The organism is Aeromonas enterica, from assembly GCF_054052465.1.
Genome location: NZ_JBSTYL010000001.1, coordinates 404,139 through 428,283, shown reverse-complemented (window position 1 = coordinate 428,283; position 24,145 = coordinate 404,139). Strand labels below are relative to the sequence as shown.

At 57.9% G+C, this 24,145-nt stretch carries 23 protein-coding genes and 1 pseudogene; 14 read left to right on the top strand and 10 right to left on the bottom strand.

Annotated features, from left to right (window positions below):
* Positions 1 to 129: 129 nt before the first annotated feature.
* Both ACW5XD_RS02120 and ACW5XD_RS02115 read right to left on the bottom strand, forming a co-directional pair.
* Positions 130 to 1,782 (bottom strand): methyl-accepting chemotaxis protein, encoded by a 1,653-nt coding sequence (locus ACW5XD_RS02120; RefSeq protein WP_456493402.1) that lies wholly within the window; start codon positions 1,780 to 1,782, stop codon positions 130 to 132.
* An 805-nt stretch (positions 1,783 to 2,587) separates the two neighbouring features.
* Positions 2,588 to 2,737, bottom strand: coding sequence for an SPASM domain-containing protein (locus tag ACW5XD_RS02115; protein WP_456493401.1), 150 nt, complete (start codon positions 2,735 to 2,737; stop codon positions 2,588 to 2,590).
* Positions 2,738 to 2,746: 9 nt separating this feature from the next.
* On the opposite strand from ACW5XD_RS02115, the pseudogene ACW5XD_RS02110 reads away from it, so the two are divergent.
* A pseudogene (locus ACW5XD_RS02110) lies at positions 2,747 to 3,424 on the top strand (glycine dehydrogenase (aminomethyl-transferring)); the annotation flags it as partial.
* A 170-nt stretch (positions 3,425 to 3,594) separates the two neighbouring features.
* Complete coding sequence (locus ACW5XD_RS02105; RefSeq protein WP_456493400.1) at positions 3,595 to 4,344, top strand: class I SAM-dependent methyltransferase; 750 nt, start codon at positions 3,595 to 3,597, stop codon at positions 4,342 to 4,344.
* Between the two features lie 80 nt (positions 4,345 to 4,424).
* On the opposite strand, the gene ACW5XD_RS02100 is transcribed toward ACW5XD_RS02105, so the two are convergent.
* The gene (locus ACW5XD_RS02100; RefSeq protein ID WP_456493399.1) at positions 4,425 to 4,670 is read right to left on the bottom strand and encodes a hypothetical protein; all 246 of its coding nucleotides are present in this window, start codon (positions 4,668 to 4,670) and stop codon (positions 4,425 to 4,427) included.
* A gap of 123 nt (positions 4,671 to 4,793) precedes the next feature.
* Positions 4,794 to 6,125, bottom strand: coding sequence for a GAF domain-containing sensor histidine kinase (locus ACW5XD_RS02095; protein WP_456493398.1), 1,332 nt, complete (start codon positions 6,123 to 6,125; stop codon positions 4,794 to 4,796).
* Positions 6,126 to 6,302: 177 nt separating this feature from the next.
* On the opposite strand from ACW5XD_RS02095, the gene ACW5XD_RS02090 reads away from it, so the two are divergent.
* Complete coding sequence (locus tag ACW5XD_RS02090) at positions 6,303 to 7,595, top strand: MFS transporter (RefSeq protein WP_456493397.1); 1,293 nt, start codon at positions 6,303 to 6,305, stop codon at positions 7,593 to 7,595.
* Positions 7,596 to 7,679: 84 nt separating this feature from the next.
* Here the strand turns inward: ACW5XD_RS02090 and ahpF are convergent, their stop codons facing one another.
* The 3 genes from ahpF to ACW5XD_RS02075 all read right to left on the bottom strand — a co-directional run bounded on the left by ahpF (position 7,680) and on the right by ACW5XD_RS02075 (position 11,059).
* A complete protein-coding gene (gene ahpF / locus ACW5XD_RS02085; protein WP_456493396.1) occupies positions 7,680 to 9,272 on the bottom strand; it encodes an alkyl hydroperoxide reductase subunit F in 1,593 nt (530 codons plus the stop codon).
* A 111-nt stretch (positions 9,273 to 9,383) separates the two neighbouring features.
* Positions 9,384 to 9,950: an alkyl hydroperoxide reductase subunit C gene (gene ahpC, locus ACW5XD_RS02080; protein WP_011705621.1), complete on the bottom strand. Its 567-nt coding sequence runs from the start codon at positions 9,948 to 9,950 to the stop codon at positions 9,384 to 9,386.
* Between the two features lie 662 nt (positions 9,951 to 10,612).
* Complete coding sequence (locus ACW5XD_RS02075; RefSeq protein WP_456493395.1) at positions 10,613 to 11,059, bottom strand: CBS domain-containing protein; 447 nt, start codon at positions 11,057 to 11,059, stop codon at positions 10,613 to 10,615.
* Positions 11,060 to 11,270: 211 nt separating this feature from the next.
* Between ACW5XD_RS02075 and queA the strand changes: the two genes are divergently transcribed.
* The 7 genes from queA to nlpI all read left to right on the top strand — a co-directional run bounded on the left by queA (position 11,271) and on the right by nlpI (position 18,297).
* The gene (queA, locus tag ACW5XD_RS02070; protein ID WP_456493394.1) at positions 11,271 to 12,323 is read left to right on the top strand and encodes a tRNA preQ1(34) S-adenosylmethionine ribosyltransferase-isomerase QueA; all 1,053 of its coding nucleotides are present in this window, start codon (positions 11,271 to 11,273) and stop codon (positions 12,321 to 12,323) included.
* Between the two features lie 116 nt (positions 12,324 to 12,439).
* Positions 12,440 to 13,576 (top strand): tRNA guanosine(34) transglycosylase Tgt, encoded by a 1,137-nt coding sequence (tgt, locus tag ACW5XD_RS02065; RefSeq protein ID WP_456493393.1) that lies wholly within the window; start codon positions 12,440 to 12,442, stop codon positions 13,574 to 13,576.
* Positions 13,577 to 13,626: 50 nt separating this feature from the next.
* Complete coding sequence (gene yajC / locus ACW5XD_RS02060) at positions 13,627 to 13,962, top strand: preprotein translocase subunit YajC (RefSeq protein ID WP_033129086.1); 336 nt, start codon at positions 13,627 to 13,629, stop codon at positions 13,960 to 13,962.
* 18 nt (positions 13,963 to 13,980) lie between these two features.
* Positions 13,981 to 15,834 (top strand): protein translocase subunit SecD, encoded by a 1,854-nt coding sequence (gene secD / locus ACW5XD_RS02055; protein WP_456493392.1) that lies wholly within the window; start codon positions 13,981 to 13,983, stop codon positions 15,832 to 15,834.
* Positions 15,835 to 15,843: 9 nt separating this feature from the next.
* The gene (gene secF, locus ACW5XD_RS02050; protein WP_456493391.1) at positions 15,844 to 16,791 is read left to right on the top strand and encodes a protein translocase subunit SecF; all 948 of its coding nucleotides are present in this window, start codon (positions 15,844 to 15,846) and stop codon (positions 16,789 to 16,791) included.
* Positions 16,792 to 16,890: 99 nt separating this feature from the next.
* The gene (locus ACW5XD_RS02045) at positions 16,891 to 17,259 is read left to right on the top strand and encodes a rhodanese-like domain-containing protein (RefSeq protein ID WP_456493390.1); all 369 of its coding nucleotides are present in this window, start codon (positions 16,891 to 16,893) and stop codon (positions 17,257 to 17,259) included.
* Positions 17,260 to 17,349: 90 nt separating this feature from the next.
* Positions 17,350 to 18,297: a lipoprotein NlpI gene (gene nlpI, locus ACW5XD_RS02040; protein ID WP_456493389.1), complete on the top strand. Its 948-nt coding sequence runs from the start codon at positions 17,350 to 17,352 to the stop codon at positions 18,295 to 18,297.
* Between the two features lie 76 nt (positions 18,298 to 18,373).
* Here nlpI and ACW5XD_RS02035 read toward each other — a convergent pair whose 3' ends face one another.
* Both ACW5XD_RS02035 and ubiU read right to left on the bottom strand, forming a co-directional pair.
* Positions 18,374 to 19,246 carry a U32 family peptidase gene (locus tag ACW5XD_RS02035; RefSeq protein ID WP_456493388.1) on the bottom strand — a complete coding sequence of 291 codons (873 nt, stop codon included), beginning with the start codon at positions 19,244 to 19,246 and terminating at the stop codon, positions 18,374 to 18,376.
* Positions 19,247 to 19,260: 14 nt separating this feature from the next.
* Positions 19,261 to 20,256 carry a ubiquinone anaerobic biosynthesis protein UbiU gene (gene ubiU / locus ACW5XD_RS02030; protein ID WP_456493387.1) on the bottom strand — a complete coding sequence of 332 codons (996 nt, stop codon included), beginning with the start codon at positions 20,254 to 20,256 and terminating at the stop codon, positions 19,261 to 19,263.
* A 191-nt stretch (positions 20,257 to 20,447) separates the two neighbouring features.
* Here ubiU and ubiT point away from each other — a divergent pair, with 191 nt between their 5' ends.
* Positions 20,448 to 20,987, top strand: a complete 540-nt coding sequence (ubiT, locus tag ACW5XD_RS02025) for a ubiquinone anaerobic biosynthesis accessory factor UbiT (protein WP_456493386.1) — start codon at positions 20,448 to 20,450, stop codon at positions 20,985 to 20,987.
* On the opposite strand, the gene ACW5XD_RS02020 is transcribed toward ubiT, so the two are convergent.
* The gene (locus tag ACW5XD_RS02020) at positions 20,934 to 21,350 is read right to left on the bottom strand and encodes a hypothetical protein (protein WP_456493385.1); all 417 of its coding nucleotides are present in this window, start codon (positions 21,348 to 21,350) and stop codon (positions 20,934 to 20,936) included. The two genes, ubiT and ACW5XD_RS02020, sit on opposite strands and share 54 nt — an antisense overlap.
* 180 nt (positions 21,351 to 21,530) lie before the next feature.
* Between ACW5XD_RS02020 and trmJ the strand changes: the two genes are divergently transcribed.
* The 3 genes from trmJ (at position 21,531) to ACW5XD_RS02005 (ending at position 24,117) form a co-directional block, all read left to right on the top strand.
* Positions 21,531 to 22,253 (top strand): tRNA (cytosine(32)/uridine(32)-2'-O)-methyltransferase TrmJ, encoded by a 723-nt coding sequence (gene trmJ, locus ACW5XD_RS02015; protein ID WP_456493384.1) that lies wholly within the window; start codon positions 21,531 to 21,533, stop codon positions 22,251 to 22,253.
* A 93-nt stretch (positions 22,254 to 22,346) separates the two neighbouring features.
* Entirely contained in the window at positions 22,347 to 22,850 is a 504-nt protein-coding gene (iscR, locus tag ACW5XD_RS02010; RefSeq protein WP_042865866.1) for a Fe-S cluster assembly transcriptional regulator IscR, read from the top strand.
* Between the two features lie 52 nt (positions 22,851 to 22,902).
* Positions 22,903 to 24,117: an IscS subfamily cysteine desulfurase gene (locus ACW5XD_RS02005; RefSeq protein ID WP_043136767.1), complete on the top strand. Its 1,215-nt coding sequence runs from the start codon at positions 22,903 to 22,905 to the stop codon at positions 24,115 to 24,117.
* The last annotated feature ends 28 nt before the right edge of the window (positions 24,118 to 24,145 follow it).

The following is a 24,145-nucleotide window of genomic DNA, read 5'->3' as shown; positions in this document are numbered from 1 at the left end:
CGAACCATAAGGCCCTGCATCAGCAGGGCCTTTTTTATGTCGCGCGATAAAGAGGGTGAGAGAGACATAAAAAACGGCGCCATCGGATGGCGCCGTGAAAATAGGGGGAGCTTGTTGTTGGTATAGGTATCAGGTCAGGCTGAAGCGGCCGATGCTCTGCTGCAGGTGAATAGCCAGTTTGTTGAGATCCTGACAGGCCTGGGCCGTGTGCTGCGCACCCTGGGCGTTCTCGTCGGCGACCTCGTGAATGGTGACCATGTTGCGGTTGAGCTCGCCCGTCACCGTGTTCTGCTGCTCGGTGGCGCTGGCAATCTGGGTATTCATGTCGGTGATATGGGTCACCGCCTCGTTGATCTTGCCGATGCTGTTGCCCGCTTGGCGTGCCAGCTCGACGGAAGTCACCATCTGGTCGCGGTTGGCCTGCATGGCATTGCCGGCATCGATGGCGCAGTTTTGCAGTATCTCGATGATCTTGTTGATTTCACTGGTCGAGTCCTGAGTGCGTTTGGCCAGAGTGCGCACCTCATCGGCTACCACGGCAAAGCCACGACCCTGTTCACCGGCGCGCGCGGCCTCGATGGCGGCGTTGAGGGCCAGCAGGTTGGTCTGATCGGCGATGCCGCGGATCACGTCCAGTACCACGCCGATATTGCTGCTCTCCTGCTCCAGGTTGTGGATCACCCGGCCGGTCTGCTCCAGCTGGCTGGAGACCTCTTCGATGCTGTCGATGGCATCCAGCACGACCTGGTTACCCTGATGGGATGCTTCAAAGGCGTGCTGGGCCGCGACGGCTGCGTCGGTGGAGTTGCGGGCAACTTCATGTACCGTGGTCTGCATCTCGTTCATGGCGGTGGCGACCTGGGCAATCTCCTGCTGCTGCTGATGCATGCTCTGGGAAGCCTGAACCGAGATGGTGCTTACCTCTTCCACGGCGCAGCTCAGCTGGCTGACCGAGGCGTCGATGTCGTTGACCAGGTCGGTCAGCCCCTCCTTCATGTGGCGGATGGAGTGGGCAAGCTGGCCAATCTCGTCCTTGTGGAAGCGGCCCTGATCGAACCAGTCACACAGGGTGCTGCGCCCCAGACGGCCGGACGCAATCTGCTGAGCCTGATCGGCCAGCATCAACAGGGGATCACGGATCTGGCGGGTCAGGATGGTGGCGAACACGACTACGGCGATGACCCCCAGCAGCAGGGTGATCATGATGTTGAGGCGTGCGTTGCCATAGGCCTGTTCGGCCATGCTACGCCCTTCGACCGCATAGTCTTGGTTGATCTTGATAAGCGCCTCGACGGCCTCGTGGAGTTTGTCGTAAAGGGGCGTGCCATCGTGCAGGAACATATAACGTGCGTTGAGGGTATCACCACGCTCCAGAGTATTTTTTACCTGATGGTAGAAATTCAGGTAATTGCGCCAATCGGATTTCAGATCTTCGAACAGACGGGTTTCGTTTTGATCGTACAACGTCTTGCGATATTCCTCGAGGAGTATGTCCATTTGTGCTGGCTTGCTGTCCATGATGACTCGATATTCATTTCGCTTCTGCTCATCATCGAAATTGACGAAATAGAGCAATTCATGGCGACGCAGATCGGTCGCGACATTGCGAATATCATTGGCGCGATTGATGCTGGGGATCACCGCATCTGTGATATCCAGCGTATGCGAGTTCATATTTTCGAATTGCAACAAGGAGAAACCGCCGATGGAAGCTAGCATCAGCCCCAATACGATGAATGCGGCGCTCAGCTTCTTGCCGATGGTCATGTTGTTGATGGACATAGAGGATCCGAATTGTGAGTGTGATTTTTCCTTCCAAAATAGCTGCGCTCATCCCACCAAAATAAATTCAGGCAAGAGAGGAACAGGGGTCCTTGATATAGCGCGGGGTATTGTTTTTTATTATTTTAGTTTGAGTTTCAAGTGAAACTAAATGGGTTTATGATTTTCATCATATAACAAAATGGCGCGTTTGGTCAAATGAAATGAGTTGATTAATATCGTCTTGCATAGTAAATCGTTTTCTTTTTTTAATTTTTTGTTAATGTGTTACGGCTGTTTTTAATGGGATTGAACATTGCAAAATGTAACGATATTTATTTTTGGTCAGGCCGGATAATATGGCGTGGGCAAAGGTTTGCACGTTGGGAGAATAAAAATCATCATTGTCAGTTATTTATTGGCGTTGATACCTAGATGGGGTTAACCAGAAAAAATGGGACCGGGCCGGCTAAGAGGAGCAACCCACCGCGATGATCGATGAGTTGAGGAGGGCAAGAGGCCGACAGAGAGAGTAGATCAAAAAATCGACAAAGGTGGATGAGTGCAGGGTGACCATGCTCGTCGCTTATCTACCCTGATCCGACTCTTTGCGCACGTTGGAGATGCCTGCCTATATGGGGGGAATCAAAAAAGAGCTTGACCCGGGGGCAGAGGGAGTTAGGGCCAATCTCACCATCCGGGTCCCTGACCAGAGGATTCTTGAGGCATTTGCCCCAACAGAGCGTCAAGTAGGGGCACTTGACGCTGTAATCGGGCAGGTTGTCCCGCTTGGACATGTCATAGGTCTCCTGGCGGGTGGAGAAGTCTAGTGGCTCAAGGGGCGCTGTTTGATATCTCCCAGCCGATACACTGGATAGATGAAGTGATCGCAGGAGAAGACGCTACCATCGTGCTCGATGGCTAGGGACTTGCCACAAAACTTGGCGGCGACGCAGAGTTGGGAGGTGTATGCCATGGTCTGGACCACGCAGTGGTCAAGACCGACAAGGAGAGCCGCAACAACGGCGCCGTGTCGGCCGCACCGTTCGGTTCGGCCAGCATCCTGCCCATCAGCTGGATGTACATCGCCATGCTGGGGGACGAGGGACTGAAGAAATCCACCCAGGTGGCCATCCTCAACGCCAACAACCTGGCCAAGAAGCTGGGTGAATCCTTCCCCGTGCTCTACTCCGGGCGCAACGGTCGGGTGGCCCACGAGTGCATCCTGGATATCCGCCCGCTGAAAGAGGCGTCCGGCATCAGCGAGATGGACGTGGCCAAGCGGTTGATGGACTACGGCTTCCATGCGCCGACCATAAGCTTCCCGGTGGCGGGTACCCTGATGGTCGAGCCGACCGAGTCGGAATCCAAGCGCGAGCTGGATCGTTTCGTCGAAGCCATGACCGCCATTCGCGCCGAGATCGCCAAGGTGCAGGATGGTCAGTGGAGTTTGGCCGACAACCCGCTGGTCAACGCGCCGCACACCCAGGATGACGTGATGGACGCTGAGTGGTCTCGTGGCTACAGCCGCGCCGAGGCGGTTTTCCCGTCGGACGCCGTGCGCGCCGCTAAGCTGTGGCCGTCGGTCAACCGCATCGACGACGTCTATGGCGATCGCAACCTGTTCTGCTCCTGCATCCCGACCGAGGACTACGCCAAGTAATAGCGGCGCAGAGTGAATGCGGGCCAGCTGCCCGATAAAACCAAGGCCACCCCAGCGGGTGGCCTTGTTGTTTTTGAAGGGGCTGGGACAGTTGCTTTGCTGGCTGCGTTAGGGGCAGGATGAGTCGTGGGGTGATTGAGCGGGTCCCCAATTCATCACAAGGAGTACCAATGGACAGTACCCAGCGATTCTCGACCCGGGTCGAAGCTTATGTGAAGTATCGCCCCAGTTATCCGGCGGTCATGCTGGGCTTTCTGGCCCAAGAACTTGCCATGGGGCCCGAGGCCCGGGTGGCCGACATCGGGGCGGGCACCGGTATTCTGACTGCGCTGCTGGCGTCCCGGGTAGCGCGGGTCTGGGCAGTCGAGCCGAATCAGGAGATGCGCGAGGTGGCTCGGCGCCTGCTGCAGGGGGTGGCTAATATCGAGTGGCAGAGCGGCAACGCGGAAGCCACCGGCCTGCCGGATGGCTGCGTGGATCTGGTCACGGTGGCCCAGGCGTTTCACTGGTTCGATCGTCCCGCCTTCAAGCAGGAGTGCCGGCGCCTGCTGAGGCCCGCTGGCCGGGTCGCCCTCATCTGGAACGACAGGCTGACCGACACCGAATTTCTCAAGGCCTATGAGGCGGGGTTGCGCACCTATTCGGGGGACTATGAGGAGGTCAATCACCGCAATCTGGGGGAGGCCGATTTTCGGGCCTTCTTCGAGGGGGAGTACCGGCTCGATCGCTTCGCCAATTGTCAGCTGTTTGATCTCGACGGGGTGTTGGGGCGGCTCAACTCCTCCTCCTATGCCCCCATCGCCGGCTCACAAGCTCATGCCGAGCTGACAGCGCTGATTGCACGGGAGTTTGAATGCCATGCGGTCGATGGCGTGATTGCCTTCAACTACAGCACCCTGGTCTACAGCGGCCAGGTGTAGGGCGCCAGACATGACGCGGGCCCTTGTCACCCGTGAGGTGGGGCTCAACGCTTTCTGCTGCGAGCTGATTGGTCCCTGTGCTAGCCCTTGTTCAATCCCAGCATGGTCATTGCCTTGGCCAGGGTGTCGACGGACTCTTGATGCTTGCCCGCCTTGTGCAGTGTCTCGCCTTCTGCGCGAAGTTTCTTCACCTCGGCTAACTGTTCGGCACTGAGGGCGGGACCTGCTGCGAGGGCATCATCGATTTTCTTCATGTCTGCGGGGCAATGAAATGCGAGGGCACTGCCGGCAAAGAGCAGGCCAATCAATAACAGGACAGGTTTCATCTTGGTTACCTCAATGACGGGATGCTGTTCAAGAATAGACGGCGTGCCCCCTCAGGTGGCGACAAGAAAAAGCATTGTCATCGCTGTTGCCGGGGAAAGGCATCTGGGGCAGCCAAATGAGTGTTACATGCGCCCTGGGGCAACACGAGGAATGGTAAGGGTAAAGCAACTGCCTTCATCTGGTTTTGAACGTGCAGTAAGAGTCCCACCTAGTACGGAGGTTGCAATACGACGACAGATGGAGAGGCCAATTCCAGAGCCTCCCTGTCCCAAGGCTGTGGTGAAGAAGGGGTCAAATATATGGGTCAATACGCAGGGTTCCATGCCTCGACCATTATCGAGAACTTCCAGACTGATCTGCTCTTCGTGCAACCGGGCGCTGATCAATATAACGCCCTCTTGCTCTGCCCGGATACCGTGTATGGCTGCGTTATGGATCAAGTTGAGCAGCACCTGACTCAGGGGGCCTGGGTAGGTATCACAGATAACCCCGGGTTCGACAACGTTTTGCAGCGTTAGCCGATTGTGTACCAGACCGGGTTTCAGGTTGGCCAGGTTGTCGTCGATAAGACTTTTGAGATCAAAATGGCGCCTGCTCTCCGATGTCTGATCAATGGCGACCTGTTTGAAGCTTTTCACCAGCTTGGCAGACTGAGAAATGGCCTGTATGGCCACTTGGCTCATATCTAGCGCAGATTGTATGAACTCCTCCAGGGTGGAGCGGCGAATGGCCTGAGCCCCCAGCTGGACTGCCAATTGTTGCGTTTTTTCCTGCAGAGCTGTGGTGGCAATCAGGGCGTTGCCAATCGGGGTATTCAGTTCATGGGAAATGCCGGCCACCATGGCCCCGAGCGCTGCCAAGGTTTCGGTATGGATTAGATCCTCCTGGGTTTTTTTCAGGCTGTCGAGGGTTTGGGTCAGCTGTGCCTTGTGTTTTTCTAGATCCTCTCGGGTCTCTTTGAGGCGAATGTTGTCGTAGAGGGTATGCATGCTCTGTTGCACACTGTCACGAAATTGCCACAGCAGTTGGCGATAAAGACCACCGTAGTCGTTTTCCTCGCGACTCAGTACGCAAATGGTGCCAAAAATTCGACCATCCGGCCAACAGAGTGGCAGGCCACAATAAGAGATCATACCTAGTTTGATATCGGGATTATGCTGCCACTCTGGATCATTGAGCGCGTTGGGCACGAGCAGCTCCTGGCGGGTGTCCATGACTCGTTCGCAATAGAGACCCGAATCTAGGTGCTCACGAGCGCCTTCTGGGTAGCAGTTGCCTGGTGTGTCGCTGGTGATGAAAACTTCAATCTCGTTGGGATGTACCCGCATGATGAGCCCCGCGGGTACCTTAAACAGTTCGGCCATCAAATTGATGGTTTTTTGCCAAGAGAGGCGCAGGGAATCAGGAATATCGAACTCTGGGGCTATCGGGTACTTGGAGACACTCACAGACATGGAACCCTTCCTGTTTGCTGTGGCCCCACCATGGTGGGGCGCTCATTTTTTACTTCGCTTATTTTAGTTGCTCGGTGCCTGTTTCGCTCGCCACGTTGTGGCGTTATGGCCCGCATCGGGTTGATGTGAGTGGGAAATAGACGTTACCATGATCGTTTAGCCATCCGGAGAGTCTCCATGACACTCACAAGGTTGTTGTCGCCCTTTGCCAGTCTGGTGATATTCATTCTGGGCCACGGCATGTTCAATACCCTGCTGACGGTGCGACTCTCGGCCGAGCAGGTGTCGGTGCAGGCCATCGGTCTGGTATCGGCCGCCTACTTCGGTGGCCTGGTGCTGGGGGCCTTCGTCAACGCCCGCCTCATCATCCGGGTCGGCCACATCCGGGCTTATGCGGCCTACGCCTCCCTGCTCTGCTTTCTGTTTCTGCTGCACGGCATGGTAGTGGAGCCGCTCAGCTGGGCGGCGCTGCGGCTGGTGGGGGGCTTTGCCACCGGCGGTCTGTTCGTGGTGCTGGAGTCCTGGATGCTGGTTTCCAGCACGCCGGCCAACCGGGGGCGGCTGATGTCGCTCTACATGATCTTGCTCTACGGATCCCTGGCCATGGGCCAGTTGTTGCTCAAGTGGGTGGATCCCATGGTGCTGACCCCGTTTGCCCTGTGCGCCATGGCGGCAACCTTGTCGGTGATCCCGCTGGCGATTTCCCGGGTGGCTACCCCCGCCATGGTGGCGCCTCAGCCGGTCGGCGTACTGGAGCTGGTGCGGCTAACTCCGGCGGGCATGGGCAGCAGCTTCACCTCGGGCCTGATCCTCGGTGCCATCTACGGCCTGCTGCCACTTTATTTTACCGATAGCGGGGCCTCGCTTGTGCGGGTGGCGGACATGATGGCGCTGGTGATCCTGGGGGGTATGTGCCTGCAGTACCCCATCGGTCGTATGTCCGATCGTTATGACAGGCGGCTGGTGATCCTGCTGCTCGGCGCCGTGCTGACCCTGCTTGCCCTGCTGATGGTGCTGCTGCCTGAGGATTGGCGCGAGCCTGTCACCGGTACTCTGGTGTTCTTGCTGGGGGGGATGGCGTTTTCCATCTATCCCCTGAGTCTGAGTCATGCCTGCGATGAGCTGCGCCCGGATCAGGTGCTGGGGGCCAATCAGGGGCTGCTGCTCGCCTACAGTCTGGGAGCCATGATAGGGCCGCTGCTGGCGCCTTTCGTCATGCTGCAGTTCGGGCCGCAGGGCTTGTTCGTCTACTTCGCCCTGTGCGGCACCCTGCTGACGGCGTATCTGGGCTGGCGCAAGCGGCAGCGGGCCCCCATTCCGCTGGCCGATCATCAGGTGTTCATGCCGGTGCCGCCCAATACGCCCATGACTGCCGAACTGGAGCCGAGAACGGATCTGGCGGGGGAGGCTGTCCCTGCCAGCTATGCCACGCCTGAGTCATCCGGGCCACAGGATATGAAGGCCAGCTAGCGGTCACTGAACACGCGGATAAAAAAAGCCGACTCCATGGAGTCGGCTTTTTATTGGCAACGGGGACTATTTGCAACGGGCCTATCAGGCGGTCACGGCATCGGCCTTGACGGATGTCTCGGTGGCGTCCGGCGCCGCATTGCGGATGAGGTAATCAAACGCACCCAGCGCGGCGGTCGCTCCTGCGCCCATGGAGATGATGATCTGCTTGAACGGCACCGTGGTGGCGTCCCCTGCGGCGTAGACGCCGGGCAGGGAAGTGGCGCCCTTGGCGTCGATCTCGATCTCGCCAAAGCGGGTCAGTGCCACCTCGCTCCCCTTGAGGAACTCGGTGTTAGGTACCAGACCGATCTGGACGAAGATACCGGCGACCGCCAGGTGCTTGATTTCACCGGTGGTGCGGTCTTCGTAATCCATGCCCACCACCTTGCTGCCGTCACCTATCACTTCCGTGGTGCGGGCACTCATGATGATGTCGATGTTGCCCATGGAGCGCGCCTTCTTCTGCAGCACCTCGTCGGCGCGCAGGGTGTCGGCGAACTCCACCACGGTCACGTGCTCGACGATGCCGGCGAGATCGATGGCTGCTTCTATGCCTGAGTTACCGCCACCGATCACCGCTACGCGCTTGCCCTTGAAGAAGGGACCGTCACAGTGCGGGCAGTAGGCCACGCCCTTGGTGCGGTACTCCAGCTCGCCCGGTACGTTCAGGTCACGCCAGCGGGCACCGGTCGCCAGGATTACGGCGCGGCTCTTCAAGGTGGCGCCGGAGGCGAGTTCCACGTTCACATAGCCATCCTTGCTGATGGCGGCGGCGCGCTGCTCGGTGATCACTTCCACGCCGTACTGCTTGACGTGCTGTTCCAGGCTGGCGGCCAGTTTGGGGCCTTCGGTGTAGGGCACGGAGATGAAGTTCTCGATACCGACCGTGTCCATCACCTGGCCGCCGAAACGCTCGGCGACGATGGCGGTGCGAATGCCTTTACGAGCGGCATAGATGGCGGCGGCTGCGCCAGCCGGGCCACCACCGACGACCAGTACGTCGTAAGGCGCTTTTGCGCTCAGCTCTTCAGCTTTGCGTTCGGCGGCGCCGGTGTCGAGCTTGGCAACGATCTCTTCCAGCGAAATGCGGCCCTGGCTGAACGGCTGACCGTTCAGGTAGACGTTCGGTACCGCCATGATCTGACGCTCGTTGACCTCGTCCTGGAACAGGGCACCGTCGATCATGGTGTGGGTGATGCCGGGGTTCAGGGTAGCCATCAGGTTGAGGGCCTGCACCACGTCCGGGCAGTTGTGGCAAGAGAGCGAAATGTAAGTCTCGAAGTGGAACTCACCCTTGAGGTTGCGGATCTGCTCCTGCACGGCCGCATCGGCCTTGGAGGGGTGACCACCGCTCTGCAGCAGGGCGAGTACCAGGGAGGTAAATTCATGACCCATGGGGATGCCGGCAAAATGAACGCGCGGGGCTTGGCCCTTGGGCGCGATGCTCATGGAAGGCTTGCGGGCATTGCTGCCATCAGTCATGGCAATCTTGGGGGACATCTCGGCGATCTCGCCGGCCAATGCCAGCAGTTCGGCGGATTTGTCGCTGTCGTTGCCGGACACGCTGATCTCGATGGGATTGACGATGTACTGCAAGTAACCGTTGAGTTGTTGTTTGAGGTTGGTATCTAACATGGTCGAATTCCTTCTAGCTGAATGCGGGTCGGCACTGTGATTGGATACAGAAAATGGAGGTCCACAAAGCAGACCGGCCCTTGAATGGGCCGGTCTTAAGAGCGGGGAGGCTTAGATTTTGCCTACCAGATCCAGGGACGGGGCCAGGGTGGCATCGCCTTCTTTCCACTTGGCCGGGCACACTTCACCCGGGTGAGCGGCAACGTATTGGGCAGCTTTGACTTTGCGCAGCAGTTCCAGCGCATCACGGCCGATACCGCCAGCGTTGATTTCAACGATCTGGATAATGCCCTGCGGGTCGATGACGAAGGTACCGCGATCAGCCAGACCTGCTTCTTCGATCATGACGCCAAAGTTGCGGGTGATGGTGCCAGTCGGGTCACCAATCATCGGATACTGGATCTTCTGGATGGTGTCGGAGGTGTCGTGCCAAGCCTTGTGGGTGAAGTGGGTGTCGGTGGAGACGGAGTAGATCTCGACGCCCAGCTTCTGGAATTCGGCGTAGTTGTCGGCCAGGTCGCCCAGCTCGGTCGGGCAAACGAAGGTGAAGTCAGCCGGATAGAAGAACACCACGGACCACTTGCCTTTCAGGTCAGCGTCAGACACCTGAACGAATTTGCCATTGTGGTAGGCGGTGGCGTTGAACGGCTTGATTTCAGTGTTGATGTAGGTAGACATGTATTAGCTCCTTGGTGATGTACATATGCCTGTCTGGTATTGAAGAGGCTGTCCGGACCAGGCGTTTAACGTTCGATGGATTCATCATAGGGGCTTCTCCTAATCGATTAAAGCCACAATTTTGAATCACTTCAATCTATCTATTAGATAACCTACCGCTGCTGTACCTAACATGAATATTTCTGACATGCAGAGGTAACCCCTTGTCGAGATTCAACATCTGTGCGGCTATTGGGTTTTTCAAGGGTCGAATGGGCATCTTTCTCAGGGGGACAGGGCGTGGTAGTGACGTGTCGTGTGAAACACGCAAAAAAGAGGGGGGACGTGGGGCCGGGCAGGATCGTGCAGATAAAAAAATCCCGGCGCTGTCGAGAGGACAAGGCCGGGTCATCAAACAAGGAATGGCTATATAAACAAAAGCTTTACAGCAAAGACTAACTACGGGGTGTGCAAACTTGCAGACATATGAGAGGAAGAAGCTGGGTGCACAATCCCTCGTCTCCCCCTCGGCAACTATTGCATGAGGGAGATAATAGTGTGATGGGGATCACAAAGCAAGGTTGTGGTGTAAATTTTCAATCAAAATGAAAGTCTTTCAGCTTCATTGCTGATTTCATGTGCTGAAAACGCTTTTATTGTAATTTTATTACAGTTATTTAAGATCAGAAATCGCTGGGCGGCTCCTGTTCTTCCATCAGTTCGAGCAGGTTGATGGCCACTGCAATGAAATCCGACTCCGTGACTATGCCTACCAGCTTGCGCCCCTTGAGCACCGGCAGGCAGCCATATTTGTGGCGCTGCAGGTAGAGGGCTGCCTCCTTGATGCCGGCGTGGGGATCCACGCTCGCCACCTGGCGGGTCATGATCTCGTCGAGCTGGACGCTGTCGGTGAATTCCGCTTCCCGCTCCGGATTGATCAGCAGCAGTTTGGACTCGCGGGTGGCCAAGATGTCGGTGAGGGTGACCAGACCCAGCAGATGATGGTGCTCGTCGACGATGGGGATGTGGCGGATACGCTCCTGCTGCATCAGGTCCATCGCCTGTTTGACGCTGTTGTCCGGACCCAGGGTGAAGGGATGTTCTGTCATGATCTCGGATAAGGTCATCATGGTGGGCCTCCTTGTGTATCTGCTTTCACCCTAGCCCACCCCCCACAGGCAAAACATGATCAGGGTCAATACAGATCATTAAAGAATCATTAACCGGATAGATGTCTCAATATTGCTCGCTATCCCTTGTCTCTCTTGGGTTTTTGGTCTTTTGGGTTGCCTTGGAAGAGGGGGATAACTAGACTAGCCGCCGATTCCCCCGAGGTGAAAGATGCAAGTATCCGATTTTCATTTTGATCTGCCAGACGAGCTGATTGCCCGCTATCCGATGGCAGAACGTACTGCCAGCCGCCTGTTGCAGCTCGATGGTCAAAGCGGCGCCCTGCGCCACGGTCAATTTGTGGATGTGCTGGACCAGCTCAGCCCCGGCGATCTGCTGGTGTTCAACAACACCCGTGTCATTCCGGCGCGCATGTTTGGCCAGAAGGCCAGCGGCGGCAAGCTGGAGGTGCTGGTGGAGCGCATCCTGGACGAGCACAGCGTGCTGGCTCATGTGCGCTCTTCCAAGTCGCCCAAGCCCGGTACCCGGATGATCATGGATGGTGGCGTAGAAGCCGAGATGCGGGCCCGCCACGATGCCCTGTTCGAGATCCATTTCCTCGACCCGCGCCCTGTGCTGGAGATTCTGGACGCCATCGGCCACATGCCGTTGCCGCCCTATATCGACCGTCCTGATGAGGATGCCGACAAGGAGCGCTACCAGACTGTCTACAACCAGAAACCGGGCGCCGTGGCGGCGCCGACCGCTGGCCTGCACTTCGATGAGCCGCTGCTGGCAAAGATCCGCGCCAAGGGGGTTGAAACGGCCTTCGTTACCCTGCATGTAGGGGCCGGGACCTTCCAGCCGGTGCGGGTGGACAAGATTGAAGATCACCATATGCACTCGGAATATGCCGAAGTGCCGCAGGAGGTGGTGGATGCCATTACCGCGACCCGTGCCCGGGGTGGCCGGGTGATTGCGGTGGGCACCACCTCGGTGCGATCCCTGGAGAGTGCCGCCAAGGTGAGTCTGGCGCAGGGCAAGCCGCTGGCGCCATTTTTCAGCGACACCGACATCTTCATCTTCCCGGGCTACGAGTTCCAGATTGTCGATGCCATGGTCACCAACTTCCATCTGCCGGAGTCGACCCTGATCATGCTGGTCAGCGCTTTCGCCGGGTATGATCACGTGATGGCGGCCTATCAGGCAGCCGTAGCCGAGCAGTACCGTTTCTTCAGCTATGGGGACGCCATGTTCGTCACCCGTCGCCGGGCGATGGCATAAGCCTCGCCCTTCAGAAGCCGTTCAGGGCCAGTTTGTCAGGATCTTGACCGACTTTTTTTACCGGGCCCAGTGGGCTCTCTATTGTCAGACTGTTTCTCTGACGCAGCGAGGTAGCAATGAAATTTGAACTGAAAACCACCGACGGTCGTGCCCGTCGCGGTCAACTGGTCTTCGAACGTGGCGTGGTACAAACGCCGGCCTTTATGCCGGTCGGTACCTATGGCACCGTCAAGGGGATGACCCCGGAAGAAGTGCGCGAGACCGGTGCCCAGATCCTGCTTGGCAACACCTTCCACCTCTGGCTTCGGCCGGGGCAGGAAGTGATGCGTGCCCATGGCGATCTGCACGATTTCATGAACTGGCAGGGCCCGATCCTGACCGATTCCGGTGGTTTCCAGGTATTCAGCCTGGGACATATTCGCAAGATCACCGAAGCGGGCGTGCACTTTCGTCACCCCATCAATGGCGAGAAGATCTTCCTCGACCCCGAAAAATCCATGGAGATCCAGTACGATCTGGGCTCCGATATCGTGATGATCTTCGACGAATGCACACCGTATCCGGCCACTTATGAAGAAGCGCGCAAGTCCATGGAGATGTCCCTGCGCTGGGGCAAGCGCTCGCGCGACAAGTTTGATGCCCTCGGCAACAAGAACGCCCTGTTCGGCATCATCCAGGGTTCCGTGTATGAAGATCTGCGGGATGTGTCTCTGAATGGCCTGCTGGAGATTGGCTTCGACGGTTATGCGGTCGGCGGTCTGGCGGTGGGCGAGCCCAAGGAAGACATGCACAGGATCCTCGAGCATGTCTGCCCGAAAATTCCGGCCGACAAGCCGCGCTACCTGATGGGTGTGGGCAAGCCGGAAGATCTGGTGGAAGGGGTGCGCCGTGGGGTCGACATGTTCGACTGCGTGATGCCGACCCGCAATGCCCGTAACGGTCACCTGTTCACCACGGATGGGGTGGTCAAGATCCGCAACGCCAAGTACCGCAGCGACACCAGTACCCTGGATGCCGATTGTGATTGCTACACCTGCAAGAACTACACCCGCAGCTATTTGTACCATCTGGACAAGTGCAACGAGATCCTCGGTGCCCGTCTGAACACCATTCACAACCTGCGTTATTACCAGCGTGTGATGCAGGGTTTGCGGGACGCGATCGAGCAGGGTAAATTAGACGACTTTGTAGCTGAGTTTTACCGTCGGCAAGGGAAGCCTGTGCCTCCATTAGCTGAAAATGACGTGAAATAACAACGATATATAAGTTAGTTATCAAATCTACATCAATAAGAGGTTGTTAAATGAGCATTATCTCCAAAGCGTATGCAGAAGGTGCAGTTCCGGGTGCACAGGGTGGTGGTATGGAAATGATCATCATGCTGGCCGTGTTCGGCCTCATCTTCTACTTCATGATCTATCGTCCCCAGGCCAAGCGCGCCAAGACTCATCGTGACCTGATGAGCTCTTTGGCCAAGGGTGATGAAGTGCTCACCTCAGGTGGCCTGGTTGGCAAGATCGCCAAGGTTTCCGCCGATAGCGAATACCTCGTGCTGGCCCTGAATGATCAGACCCAAGTCACCATCAAACGTGATTTCGTCTCTGCCGTTCTGCCCAAGGGTTCTATCCAGTCCCTTTAATCTCCCGAGGAGCACAGCGTGTTAAATCGCTATCCGCTGTGGAAATACCTGATGGTGGTCTTCGTGATCGCCATCGGTTTTCTATATGCAGCCCCCAATCTTTACGGCGAAGACCCGGCCTTGCAGATCTCTGCCAGCCGGGGTGCCGAAGTCAAGCTAGAGACGCTTGATCTGGTGAAAGAGACCCTAGACGCGGCTCAGATCCCGGTCAAGCACGCCGCGTTTGAGCACGGTTTTATCCTGATCCGTTTCAAGAACACCGAAGAGCAGCTCAAGGCGCGTGATGTTGTTGCCAACAAGCTGGGCGACAACTTCATTACTGCCCTCAACCTGGCACCCTCCACCCCTGCCTGGCTCGAAGCCATCGGCGCCAACCCGCTCAAGCTGGGCCTGGACCTGCGCGGCGGTGTGCACTTCCTGATGGAAGTGGACATGGCAGAGGCGTTGACCAAGCAGCAAGAACAGATGGTGCAAGATTTCCGCACCGAGCTGCGTACCCAGAAAATCCGTTACTCCGGCGTGCGCCGGGTCGGTGATCAGGTACAGGTGCTGTTTCGCGATGAAGCGGATCAGGCCAAGGCGGTGTCTCACCTGCGTCGTCAAAACCCTGACCTGACGTTCACCACAGAACAGAAGGGGGATGAGTTCATCCTGCTGGCTGGGCTGAGTGAAGCCAAGATCAAGGAAGTGAAGAAGTACGCCCTCGAGCAGAACATCACCATCATCCGTAACCGGGTGAACGAGCTGGGTGTGGCCGAGCCGCTGGTACAACAGCAGGGTGCCGAGCGCATCGTGGTGGAACTGCCCGGTATTCAGGATACGGCAAGAGCCAAAGAGATCCTGGGCGCAACCGCGACCCTGGAATTCCACATGGTCGATGAAACCGCCGACATCCAGGCTGCTGCCGATGGCCGCGTGCCGCCGAGCTCCAAGGTCTACAACGATCGCAACGGCCGTCCCGTTGTGCTGCAAAAGCGCATCATACTGACCGGCGATCACATCGTGGGCGCCCAGTCTGGTTTCGACGAATACAGCCGTCCCCAGGTCAACATCAAGCTTGATGGCCAGGGTGGCAACAAGATGGCCAACTTTACCAAGGACAACGTCGGTAAGGGCATGGCCACCGTGTTCATCGAGTACAAACCGGTCGGTCAGCCGGGTCCGGACGGCAAGCGCAAGTTCCGCAAACAGGAGGAGGTGATCAACGTCGCCACCATCCAGTCGCGCCTTGGTAGCCAGTTCCGCATCACCGGTATCGACAACGCCAACGAAGCCCACAACCTGGCGCTGTTGCTGCGTGCCGGTGCCCTGATAGCCCCGATCCAGATCGTGGAAGAGCGCACCATAGGCCCGAGCCTGGGTCAGCAGAACATCGACAGCGGTATGGAAGCCATCGGCTGGGCCATGCTGGTGATCGTGCTGTTCATGGGGATCTACTACCGTGCATTCGGCTGGGTGGCCAACCTAGCGCTGACCATGAACCTGGTGCTGATCGTCGGCATCATGTCGATGATCCCCGGGGCCACCATGACACTGCCTGGCATCGCCGGTATCGTCCTGACGCTCGGCATGGCGGTGGATGCCAACGTGTTGATCTACGAGCGTATTCGTGAAGAGATCCGCAATGGCCGCGGGGTGCAGCAAGCCATCCACATGGGCTTCGACCGTGCCTTTTCGACCATAGCCGACTCCAACGTCACCTCGCTCATCACCTGTGTGATCCTGTTTGGCATCGGCACCGGCGCCATCAAGGGCTTTGCCCTGACGCTGGGCATTGGCCTGACTGCCTCCATGTTTACGGCCATCACGGTATCCCGCGCCATTATCAATCTGGCCTGGGGTGGACGGCGCATCGACAAGCTGCCGATCTAAGGAAGAGACATGTTTCAGATTCTACATTTTGAAAAGCCAATCCCCTTCATGCGCTTTGCCAAGGCGGGAATGGTGTTCTCTGCCCTGCTGACGATGCTCGCCCTGTTCTGCCTGTTCGATCGGGGTTTGAACTGGGGTCTGGACTTCACCGGTGGCACCACCATAGAAGTGGGGTTCCAGCAATCGGTGAGCCTGGACAAGATGCACGAGGCACTGGATCAGCAGAAAATTGAAGGGGCCACCCTGCAATTCTTCGGCTCCAGCCGCGACGTACTGGTGCGTATGACCCCGAAAGAGGGGGTCAAGGTGGAGCAGCAGGGCAACGAGGTGCTGGCGGCTGCCAAGCTGATCGATCAGGGCGCCGTGCTCAAGCGCGTCGAATTCGTAGGTCCCTCCGTGGGTGACGAGCTGGCGACAGACGGTGCGCTGGCCATGCTGGCCTCCATCATCTGTATCCTGATCTACGTGGCGGTGCGCTTCGAGTGGCGTCTGGCCATGGGGGGTATTCTCTCCCTGGCGCACGATGTCATCATCACCCTCGGTATCTTCGCCTACTTCCAGTACGAGTTTGATTTGACCGTGCTGGCGGCATTGATGACCCTGGTGGGTTACTCCCTGAACGACACTATTGTGGTGTTCGACCGTTTGCGGGAGAACTTCCGCAAGGTGCGCAAGGGAAATACCAGCGAAATCATGGATCTTTCCATGACCGAGACCCTGAGCCGTACCATCATCACCTCGGGGTTGACCTTCGTGGTGGTGGTGGCGCTGCTGCTCAAGGGCGGGCCGCTGATCCACGGTTTTGCCATCGCCATGGTGATCGGGGTGGCCTTCGGGACCTACTCCTCCATCTATGTGGCGAGTGCCTCAGCCATGTTCTTCGGGGTCAAGCGGGAGCATATGCTGCCGACCCAGGTGGAAAAAGAGGGCGCGGATCAGCAAGAGATCCTGCCGTAAACAGCAAGGGCGCCGCGAGGCGCCCTTTCTCTTATGGCCCGGGTGAGTCATTATGCTCCCCGTTACCCATCTCCTATCATCCAAGGCAAGGAGCAAGCCATGCAACACAATCCCCGTTTTTTGGCGCTGGTAGAGGCCGTTCGTACTCAGGTACAAGAGACTGACGTGCATCAGATCAAACGCTGGCAGGATGAGGGGCGTGCCTTTCATCTTATCGACGTGCGCGAAGAGAGCGAGTGGGCAAGGGGTCATCTGCCGGGTGCGGCCTACCTCGGCCGTGGCGTGATTGAGCGTGACATTGAGACTCGCTATCCGGATCCGGCTACCGAGCTCTACCTCTATTGTGGTGGGGGATTTCGCTCCATCCTGGTGGCGGATAACTTGCAGAAGATGGGTTATAGCCGGGTTGTCAGCGTAGATGGTGGCTTTCGGGGCTGGTGTGATGCCGGATACCCTGTCGAATCCTGATTTATTTGAGGGAGAGAGGATCAGCCACATGACAAAGTGTCGGTTGACCTTTACCATATGCGGGGTCAAGCGTAAGCGTCGGAGTGTTCATTGAACGTCAGGAAAGGGATTGGATACCTCCTTGGTATCCTGTTGTTGCTCCCCATGTGGGGTTGCAGCAGTAGCAGTCAGGTTGAAGCGCCTCAAGTTCCCAAGCCGCAACCCGCTTCACTGGTTTTGGCGACCCCCCTGCAGGTCTCTTACCAGAGCGAGTTGGCGTTGGCGCGACTCGGGCAGATGCTCAGTGAGATGGAATTGACCACCGAGCAACGGGCTGAACTGTTTTATGAGCGTGCCGTGGTGTTTGACCGGGTCGGCTTGCGCTCCCTGGCTCGGCTGGATTTCAACCGGGCCTTGCGGGAGAAACCGGATTTTGCCGAGGCCTACAACTTCATCGGCGTCTATCTGGTGCAGCAGCAGAATTATGACGAAGCCTATGAGGCATTTGATTCTGCCCTCGAACTGGCTCCCGATTATGACTACGCCTATCTCAACCGTGGCATAGCGCTCTATTACGGCAATCGTCCCGAGCTGGCCGCCGCAGATATGAAACGCTTCTATGAAGCGCAGCCGGAAGATCCCTATCGGGTCGTCTGGCTCTATCTGGCCGAGCAGAAGCTCAATGCACCGGCCGCCATGAGCCGGATGCGCGAGCGGCTCAACAAGTATGACGATGATGCCTGGAACTGGGATCTGGTTCGCCTCTATACCGGCGAGCTCAATGCCACCCAGTTGATGGGCAATGTGGTGAAAGGGGTGAAAGACAACCGGGAGCTTGCCGAGCGCCTGTGTGAAACCTACTTCTACTTGGGCAAGTTTGAACTGGGCAAGGGCAACCGCAAGGAAGCCATAAGTTACTTCAAGCTGGCACTCGCCAACAACGTGTATGACTTCATCGAGCACAGATATGCCCTGCTCGAGCTGGAGCTGATGGCGCGCAAACCCTTGCCGCCGGGTGCCCAGAGCACACAGGGCAAGAATAGCAAGCAGGCCTCCTGATTGCGGGTTCTCGCGATGTAAAAAAGGCCTCACCATGAGGCCTTTTTGCTGTCTGCGTTCTGGCATGGGTGCGGCGTTATTTCACCAAGTTCATGCCGGGGATCTGGCGCCAGTAACCGTTGCAGTCCCGCTCCCGTTGCAGGGACAGGGGGGCCAGACCTTGCTGGTTGGCCTTGAAGCTGGTCAGCATCTCCAGCGTCTCCATCCCCTCGGGGGAGAGGCGCACCACGTCCACCAGACCGTCCATGCCGTTGAGCTCGTTGCCGAGGTTGTAGCAGTAACCTGACTGGGTCTGGATACCGTTGAGGTTGAACACCTTCTGCCCCTCGCGGCTGCTGGCCAGCCGGCCTGTGGGGTAGTGGATGCAGGCGAGTTCGCAGTTGTCCTTGGGCTTGTCGAGGGAGCGGGCGGTGAAGCAGCGCGCCGAGTAGGCGAGCGGCAGGTGGCCGTAGGCGAATACCTCCACTTCGAACTGCTGGCGAGCGCTGCCGAGATCCTGATTGAGCTGCACCAGCCAGTCGCGTGAAAGTTCCACAGGCATCACCCAGCGTGTCATCCCCTGTTTGAGCAGCATGCGCAGCACGTCGGCGTTGTAGGCATTGATGGCCGGGCCGCAGACAAACGGTAGGCCAGCCTCGCTGGCGAGCTGAACGGTACCGAGGTCGTTGGCTTCAACCATCAGATCGCCATTGTCGACCAGCCGCTTCACCTCCTTGAGCTCCGAGGGGGCCGATATCAGCGCCAAGGTGGAAAGCACCACCTGCTTGCCAGAGGTCGCCACCTGGCGGGCGAGGGAGATCCAGTCATCCACTTTGAGTTCACGGCGCTTGCTGCAGACCGTTTCCCCCAGATAGATAATATCCGCCTGGCTCTGCGCCGCAGCGTCATAAAAGGCCTGGGTATCGGCCTTGGGCCAGTAGAAGAGCAGAGGCCCGAGAGAGAATTGCATGTGGTTGAGCTCCTTTATTGCCACTGACGATGATAGGCGCCCAAAGTGGTCTGACTCCCCTCGGAGACGCGGGCGAGCTGGGCATCCCACTCGGCCTTGACTTGATAAGCCTCTGGGTTGGCCTGATAGGCGTCGATGGCGGCGCGCCAGACCCGGGTCACCTGTTCCACGTAGGCGGGGCTGCGTTGGCGTCCCTCGATCTTGACCGACTGGATCCCGGTCTGGAACAGCTCGGGCAACAGGCCGAGGGTGTTGAGGCTGGTCGGTTCCTCCAGTGCATGGTAGGTCTGGCCATCCACCTCGAAGCGGCCCTTGCACAGGGTCGGGTAACCAGCGTTTTCTCCGGGGCCGTAACGGTCGATCAGCACCTCGTTGAGGCGGGACTCGAGGCCACTCGGCGTCTCCTCCCAGCGTACGAATTTGGCCGGTGAACAGGCACCTACCGTGTTGGGGCTTTCCCCCGTCATGTAGGACGAGAGGTAGCAACGCCCCTCCGCCATGATGCAGAGGCTGCCGAAGGCAAATACCTCGAGACCGACGTCGGTCTCGCGGGCCAGCTGTCTGACCTGATGCATGGAGAGCACCCGTGGCAACACCACCCGGCCGACGTTGAAATGCTGCTGATAGAAGCGAATGGCAGCGGCGTTGGTGGCGCTGGCCTGCACCGAGACGTGCAGCTCCATGTCGGGATGCTGGCGGCTGGCGTAATCGAGTACGGCCAGATCGGCGATGATCAGGGCATCGGCACCGAGCGCTGCACCCCGGTCCACCGCCTGCTTCCATCTGGCATCCGAACCCGGGTGGGCGAAGGTATTGATGGCGATGTGCAGCTTGCGGCCATGCTGGTGCACGTAGTCCACAGCCTTTTCCAGCTTGCTGTCGGTGAAGTTGAGGCCGGCAAAGTGGCGGGCATTGGTGTCATCCTTGAAACCGATATAAACCGCATCGGCCCCGTTATCCACGGCTGTTTTCAGTGCCGGCAAACTGCCTGCCGGACAGAGTAATTCCATCGGGTACGCTCCGAGAGGGCAAAAAATGCAAAAGTAGGCCCGATTGTATTCATCGCTGCCTTCCCGCTTTTTGACCTGAGGCAGCTTTCGGTGGCTTTACCCTTCTTGAGGTAAGTCGGCACAAGTTTGATTTCCAACAGGATCCAGAGCATGACCCTGTGTTTGAATGCGCAAAAAACTGGGAGTTTATCGTGTTTCAAAAACTGCAATGTCGCCTGGTCGAACAGGCTCCTCGCTTTCTACGTCCCCCCCTCAAGCTGGTGCCGTTTGCGCTGCAGCAGAACCTGATGGAACGCCTGCTGGCGCGGGTGTTCAAGGAAGCCATCCAGGATGGTGACTTCGAATTTTTGGCCGGCAAATGGCTCAGGGTCGAGGTATCGGATCTCGATCTCAGCTGGTTCATCAGCGAACAGGGTGGAAAACTGGTGGTAGCCCGCCATTGTGAGCGGGTAGATGTCTGTTTCAGCGGCACCACCAACGACCTCATTCTGATCGCCGGTCGCAAGGAAGACCCCGATTCTCTTTTCTTTCAGCGCAAGCTGAAGATTGAAGGGGATACCGAGCTGGGACTGGAGGTGAAGAATCTGATGGATAGTCTGGATCTGGATGGCTTGCCGAGCCTGATGCGCTACCCGCTGATGGATCTGGCCACCTTCATCGAGCGGGCGCGCATCGCGTCAGCGCAGGAGCCGCATTCTGCGCCGACGGGCGGGGTCCCGTCTCAGGTGTGATGCCAGGCCACCGTCATGGTGGCGGTAGTGACTGCGCGCCCACAGGCAGCGGCAGGCCCAGACACAAGGAAGCAAGGCCAGCAGGGCAGTGGCGTTGGGGAGGCGGGAGAGCAACAGACCCAGCGCCAGCCAGACGAAGGGCTGTGCCTCGTACAGCCATTCCGGCTGGAACCAGCGTTTGGTCGGAAAGATGACCAGATCGGTACGCCGATAGCTGGATCGCATCATCCAGATGACGGCGCCTGCGACAAACAACAGGCTGCCCGCCAGCCAGAGCAAGGGGGTCTGGGTAAGCGTGAGCGTGCCGACCGCGGTCAGCAGATAGCAGACTGGTAACCTCTCATAAAGCCAGTGTGGGCACATGTTGCCTCCGCTCCTAGATCCATTCATCCTCCAATTTTAGCCTGCAGTCAGCCGCTGCTCATGATGCTTTGTTCTACACAATGATGGTTTTGTTGTGAAATGGCGCGCCTTTTACGGTGCCAAAATAGCGATTGGCTATGTTACAATTGCGCGCCATTTTTGACTGAAGATTGACTGGGCATGTTGGATCAGATTCGTATCGTGTTGGTAAACACTTCTCACACCGGCAACATGGGCTCTGCGGCACGGGCCATGAAGACCATGGGACTGACTCAACTGGTGTTGGTTGATCCGCAAGCCTTGCCAGATGACAACGCCATGGCGTTGGCGGCAGGGGCCAGCGATGTCCTGGCCAATGCCCGCATTGTATCGACATTGGACGAAGCCATTGCCGATTGTGGTCTGGTCATCGGCACCAGTGCCCGTTCCCGGACCCTGAGCTGGCCCATGCTGGATCCTCGCGAAGCGGGGGAGAAGGCGGTAGAGGAAGGCGTGAAGCATCCGGTGGCTCTGGTGTTTGGCCGTGAACGCACCGGCCTCACCAACGACGAGCTGCAGAAGTGCCACTACCACGTGGCCATTGCGGCCAACCCCGAATACAGCTCCCTCAATCTGGCCATGGCGGTGCAGACCCTCTGTTACGAAGTGCGGATGCACTGGTTGCAGGATCAGGCTCCCGAGGTGGAGAGCGAGGCGGACTATCCCAGTGCCGATCAGCTGGAAGGCTTCTATCAGCACCTGGAGCAGACCCTGCTCAAGACGGGTTTCATTGCCGATGATCATCCGGGGCAGGTGATGAGCAAGCTGCGCCGCCTGTTCAATCGGGCCCGTCCGGAAACGGTAGAGCTCAATATTCTGCGCGGCATTTTGACCTCGGTACAGAAGCCGAAACCGCAGGATTAAACCTGACTGTATTACTCAACCATATACTTGACTGTTTTAGTCGGGTATGTGACCATATGCCCATATTGATTGGTTCGCAAGACGGTAAGGCATATGAGACTGACCTCAAAAGGACGTTACGCTGTGACTGCCATGCTCGACGTGGCGTTGCATGCAGAGCAGGGGCCCGTGCCTCTGGCTGATATTTCAGAACGCCAGGGCATCTCCTTGTCCTATCTGGAACAACTGTTTGCCCGCCTGCGCAAGCATGGTCTGGTGAGCAGCGTACGTGGCCCGGGTGGCGGTTATCGCCTCGGTCTGGCCCCTGATGCCATCTCGGTCGGTCAGGTGATCACCGCGGTCGACGAGTCGGTGGATGCCACCAAATGCCTTGGCAAAGGTGGCTGTCACGGTGGCACCCAATGCCTCACTCACTCCCTGTGGCGTGATCTCAGCGAGCGCATTTCCAGTTTCCTGGGGGATATCACCCTGGCAGAGCTGGTGGGTCAGGCCGATGTGCGCCGCATCGCCGGCAAGCAAGATGAACAAATGAAGACCGTGTTGTCCCTGGTTGACCGGGCCGAACGCGGTGATGTGAGCTTGAAAGTCCAACTATAAACGTGCTTTCCACGACGAGTCGCTGTGTGACCCCGTCGTAACGGAGAAAAACATGAAACTGCCTATTTACCTTGATTATTCGGCAACCTGTCCGGTGGACCCGCGTGTCGCAGAAAAAATGATGCAGTGCCTCACCATGGACGGCCTGTTTGGCAATCCTGCCTCCCGTTCTCACCGTTTCGGCTGGCAGGCTGAAGAGGCGGTAGACCTGGCCCGTAATCAAGTGGCAGAGCTGATCGGTGCCGACCCGCGCGAGATAGTCTTCACCTCCGGTGCGACCGAATCCAACAACCTGGCCATCAAGGGTGTTGCCCATTTCTATGCGGGCAAGGGCAAACACATCATCACCTCCAAGACAGAGCACAAGGCAGTACTCGATACTTGCCGCCAGCTGGAGCGTGAAGGCTATGAGGTGACCTACCTCGAGCCGATGCCGAATGGTCTGTTCACTCTGGAGCAGATCGAAGGTGCCCTGCGCGATGACACCATTCTGGTCAGCATCATGCATGTGAACAACGAGATCGGCGTGGTGCAGAACATTGCCGCCATCGGCGATCTGTGCCGCTCCCGCAAGATCCTGCTGCACGTGGACGCTGTCCAGAGCGTGGGCAAGATCCCGGTGGATGTGGAAGCCCTGAAAGTGGATCTGCTCTCCATGTCCGCCCACAAGGTATACGGTCCGAAAGGCATTGGTGCCCTCTACGTGCGCCGCAAACCTCGCGTTCGTCTGGAAGCCCAGATGCACGGCGGTGGCCACGAGCGCGGCATGCGTTCCGGCACTCTGCCGACCCACCAGATTGTCGGCATGGGCGAAGCCTTCCGCATCGCCAGGGAAGAGATGGTGAGTGAAGGTCAACGCATCATGGCCCTGCGTCAGCGTCTGTGGGATGGCATCAAGGACATTGAAGCCGTTTATATCAACGGTGACCTGGAGCAGCGTGTGCCGGGCAACCTGAACGTCAGTTTTGCCTATGTGGAAGGGGAATCCCTCATCATGGCGCTCAAGGACTTGGCTGTTTCTTCCGGCTCTGCCTGTACTTCGGCCAGCCTGGAGCCTTCCTATGTGCTGCGTGCACTGGGTTTGAACGACGAGCTGGCGCACAGCTCCATCCGTTTCAGCTTGGGTCGCTTCACCACAGAAGAAGAGATTGATTACGCAATCAAGCTTATCCGTGACTCCATCGGTCGTCTGCGCGAGATGTCTCCCCTGTGGGAGATGTACAAAGACGGCGTCGATCTGAACACGGTCGAATGGGCTCATCACTGATCCACGGGATCGGTGCTCAACGGAATTA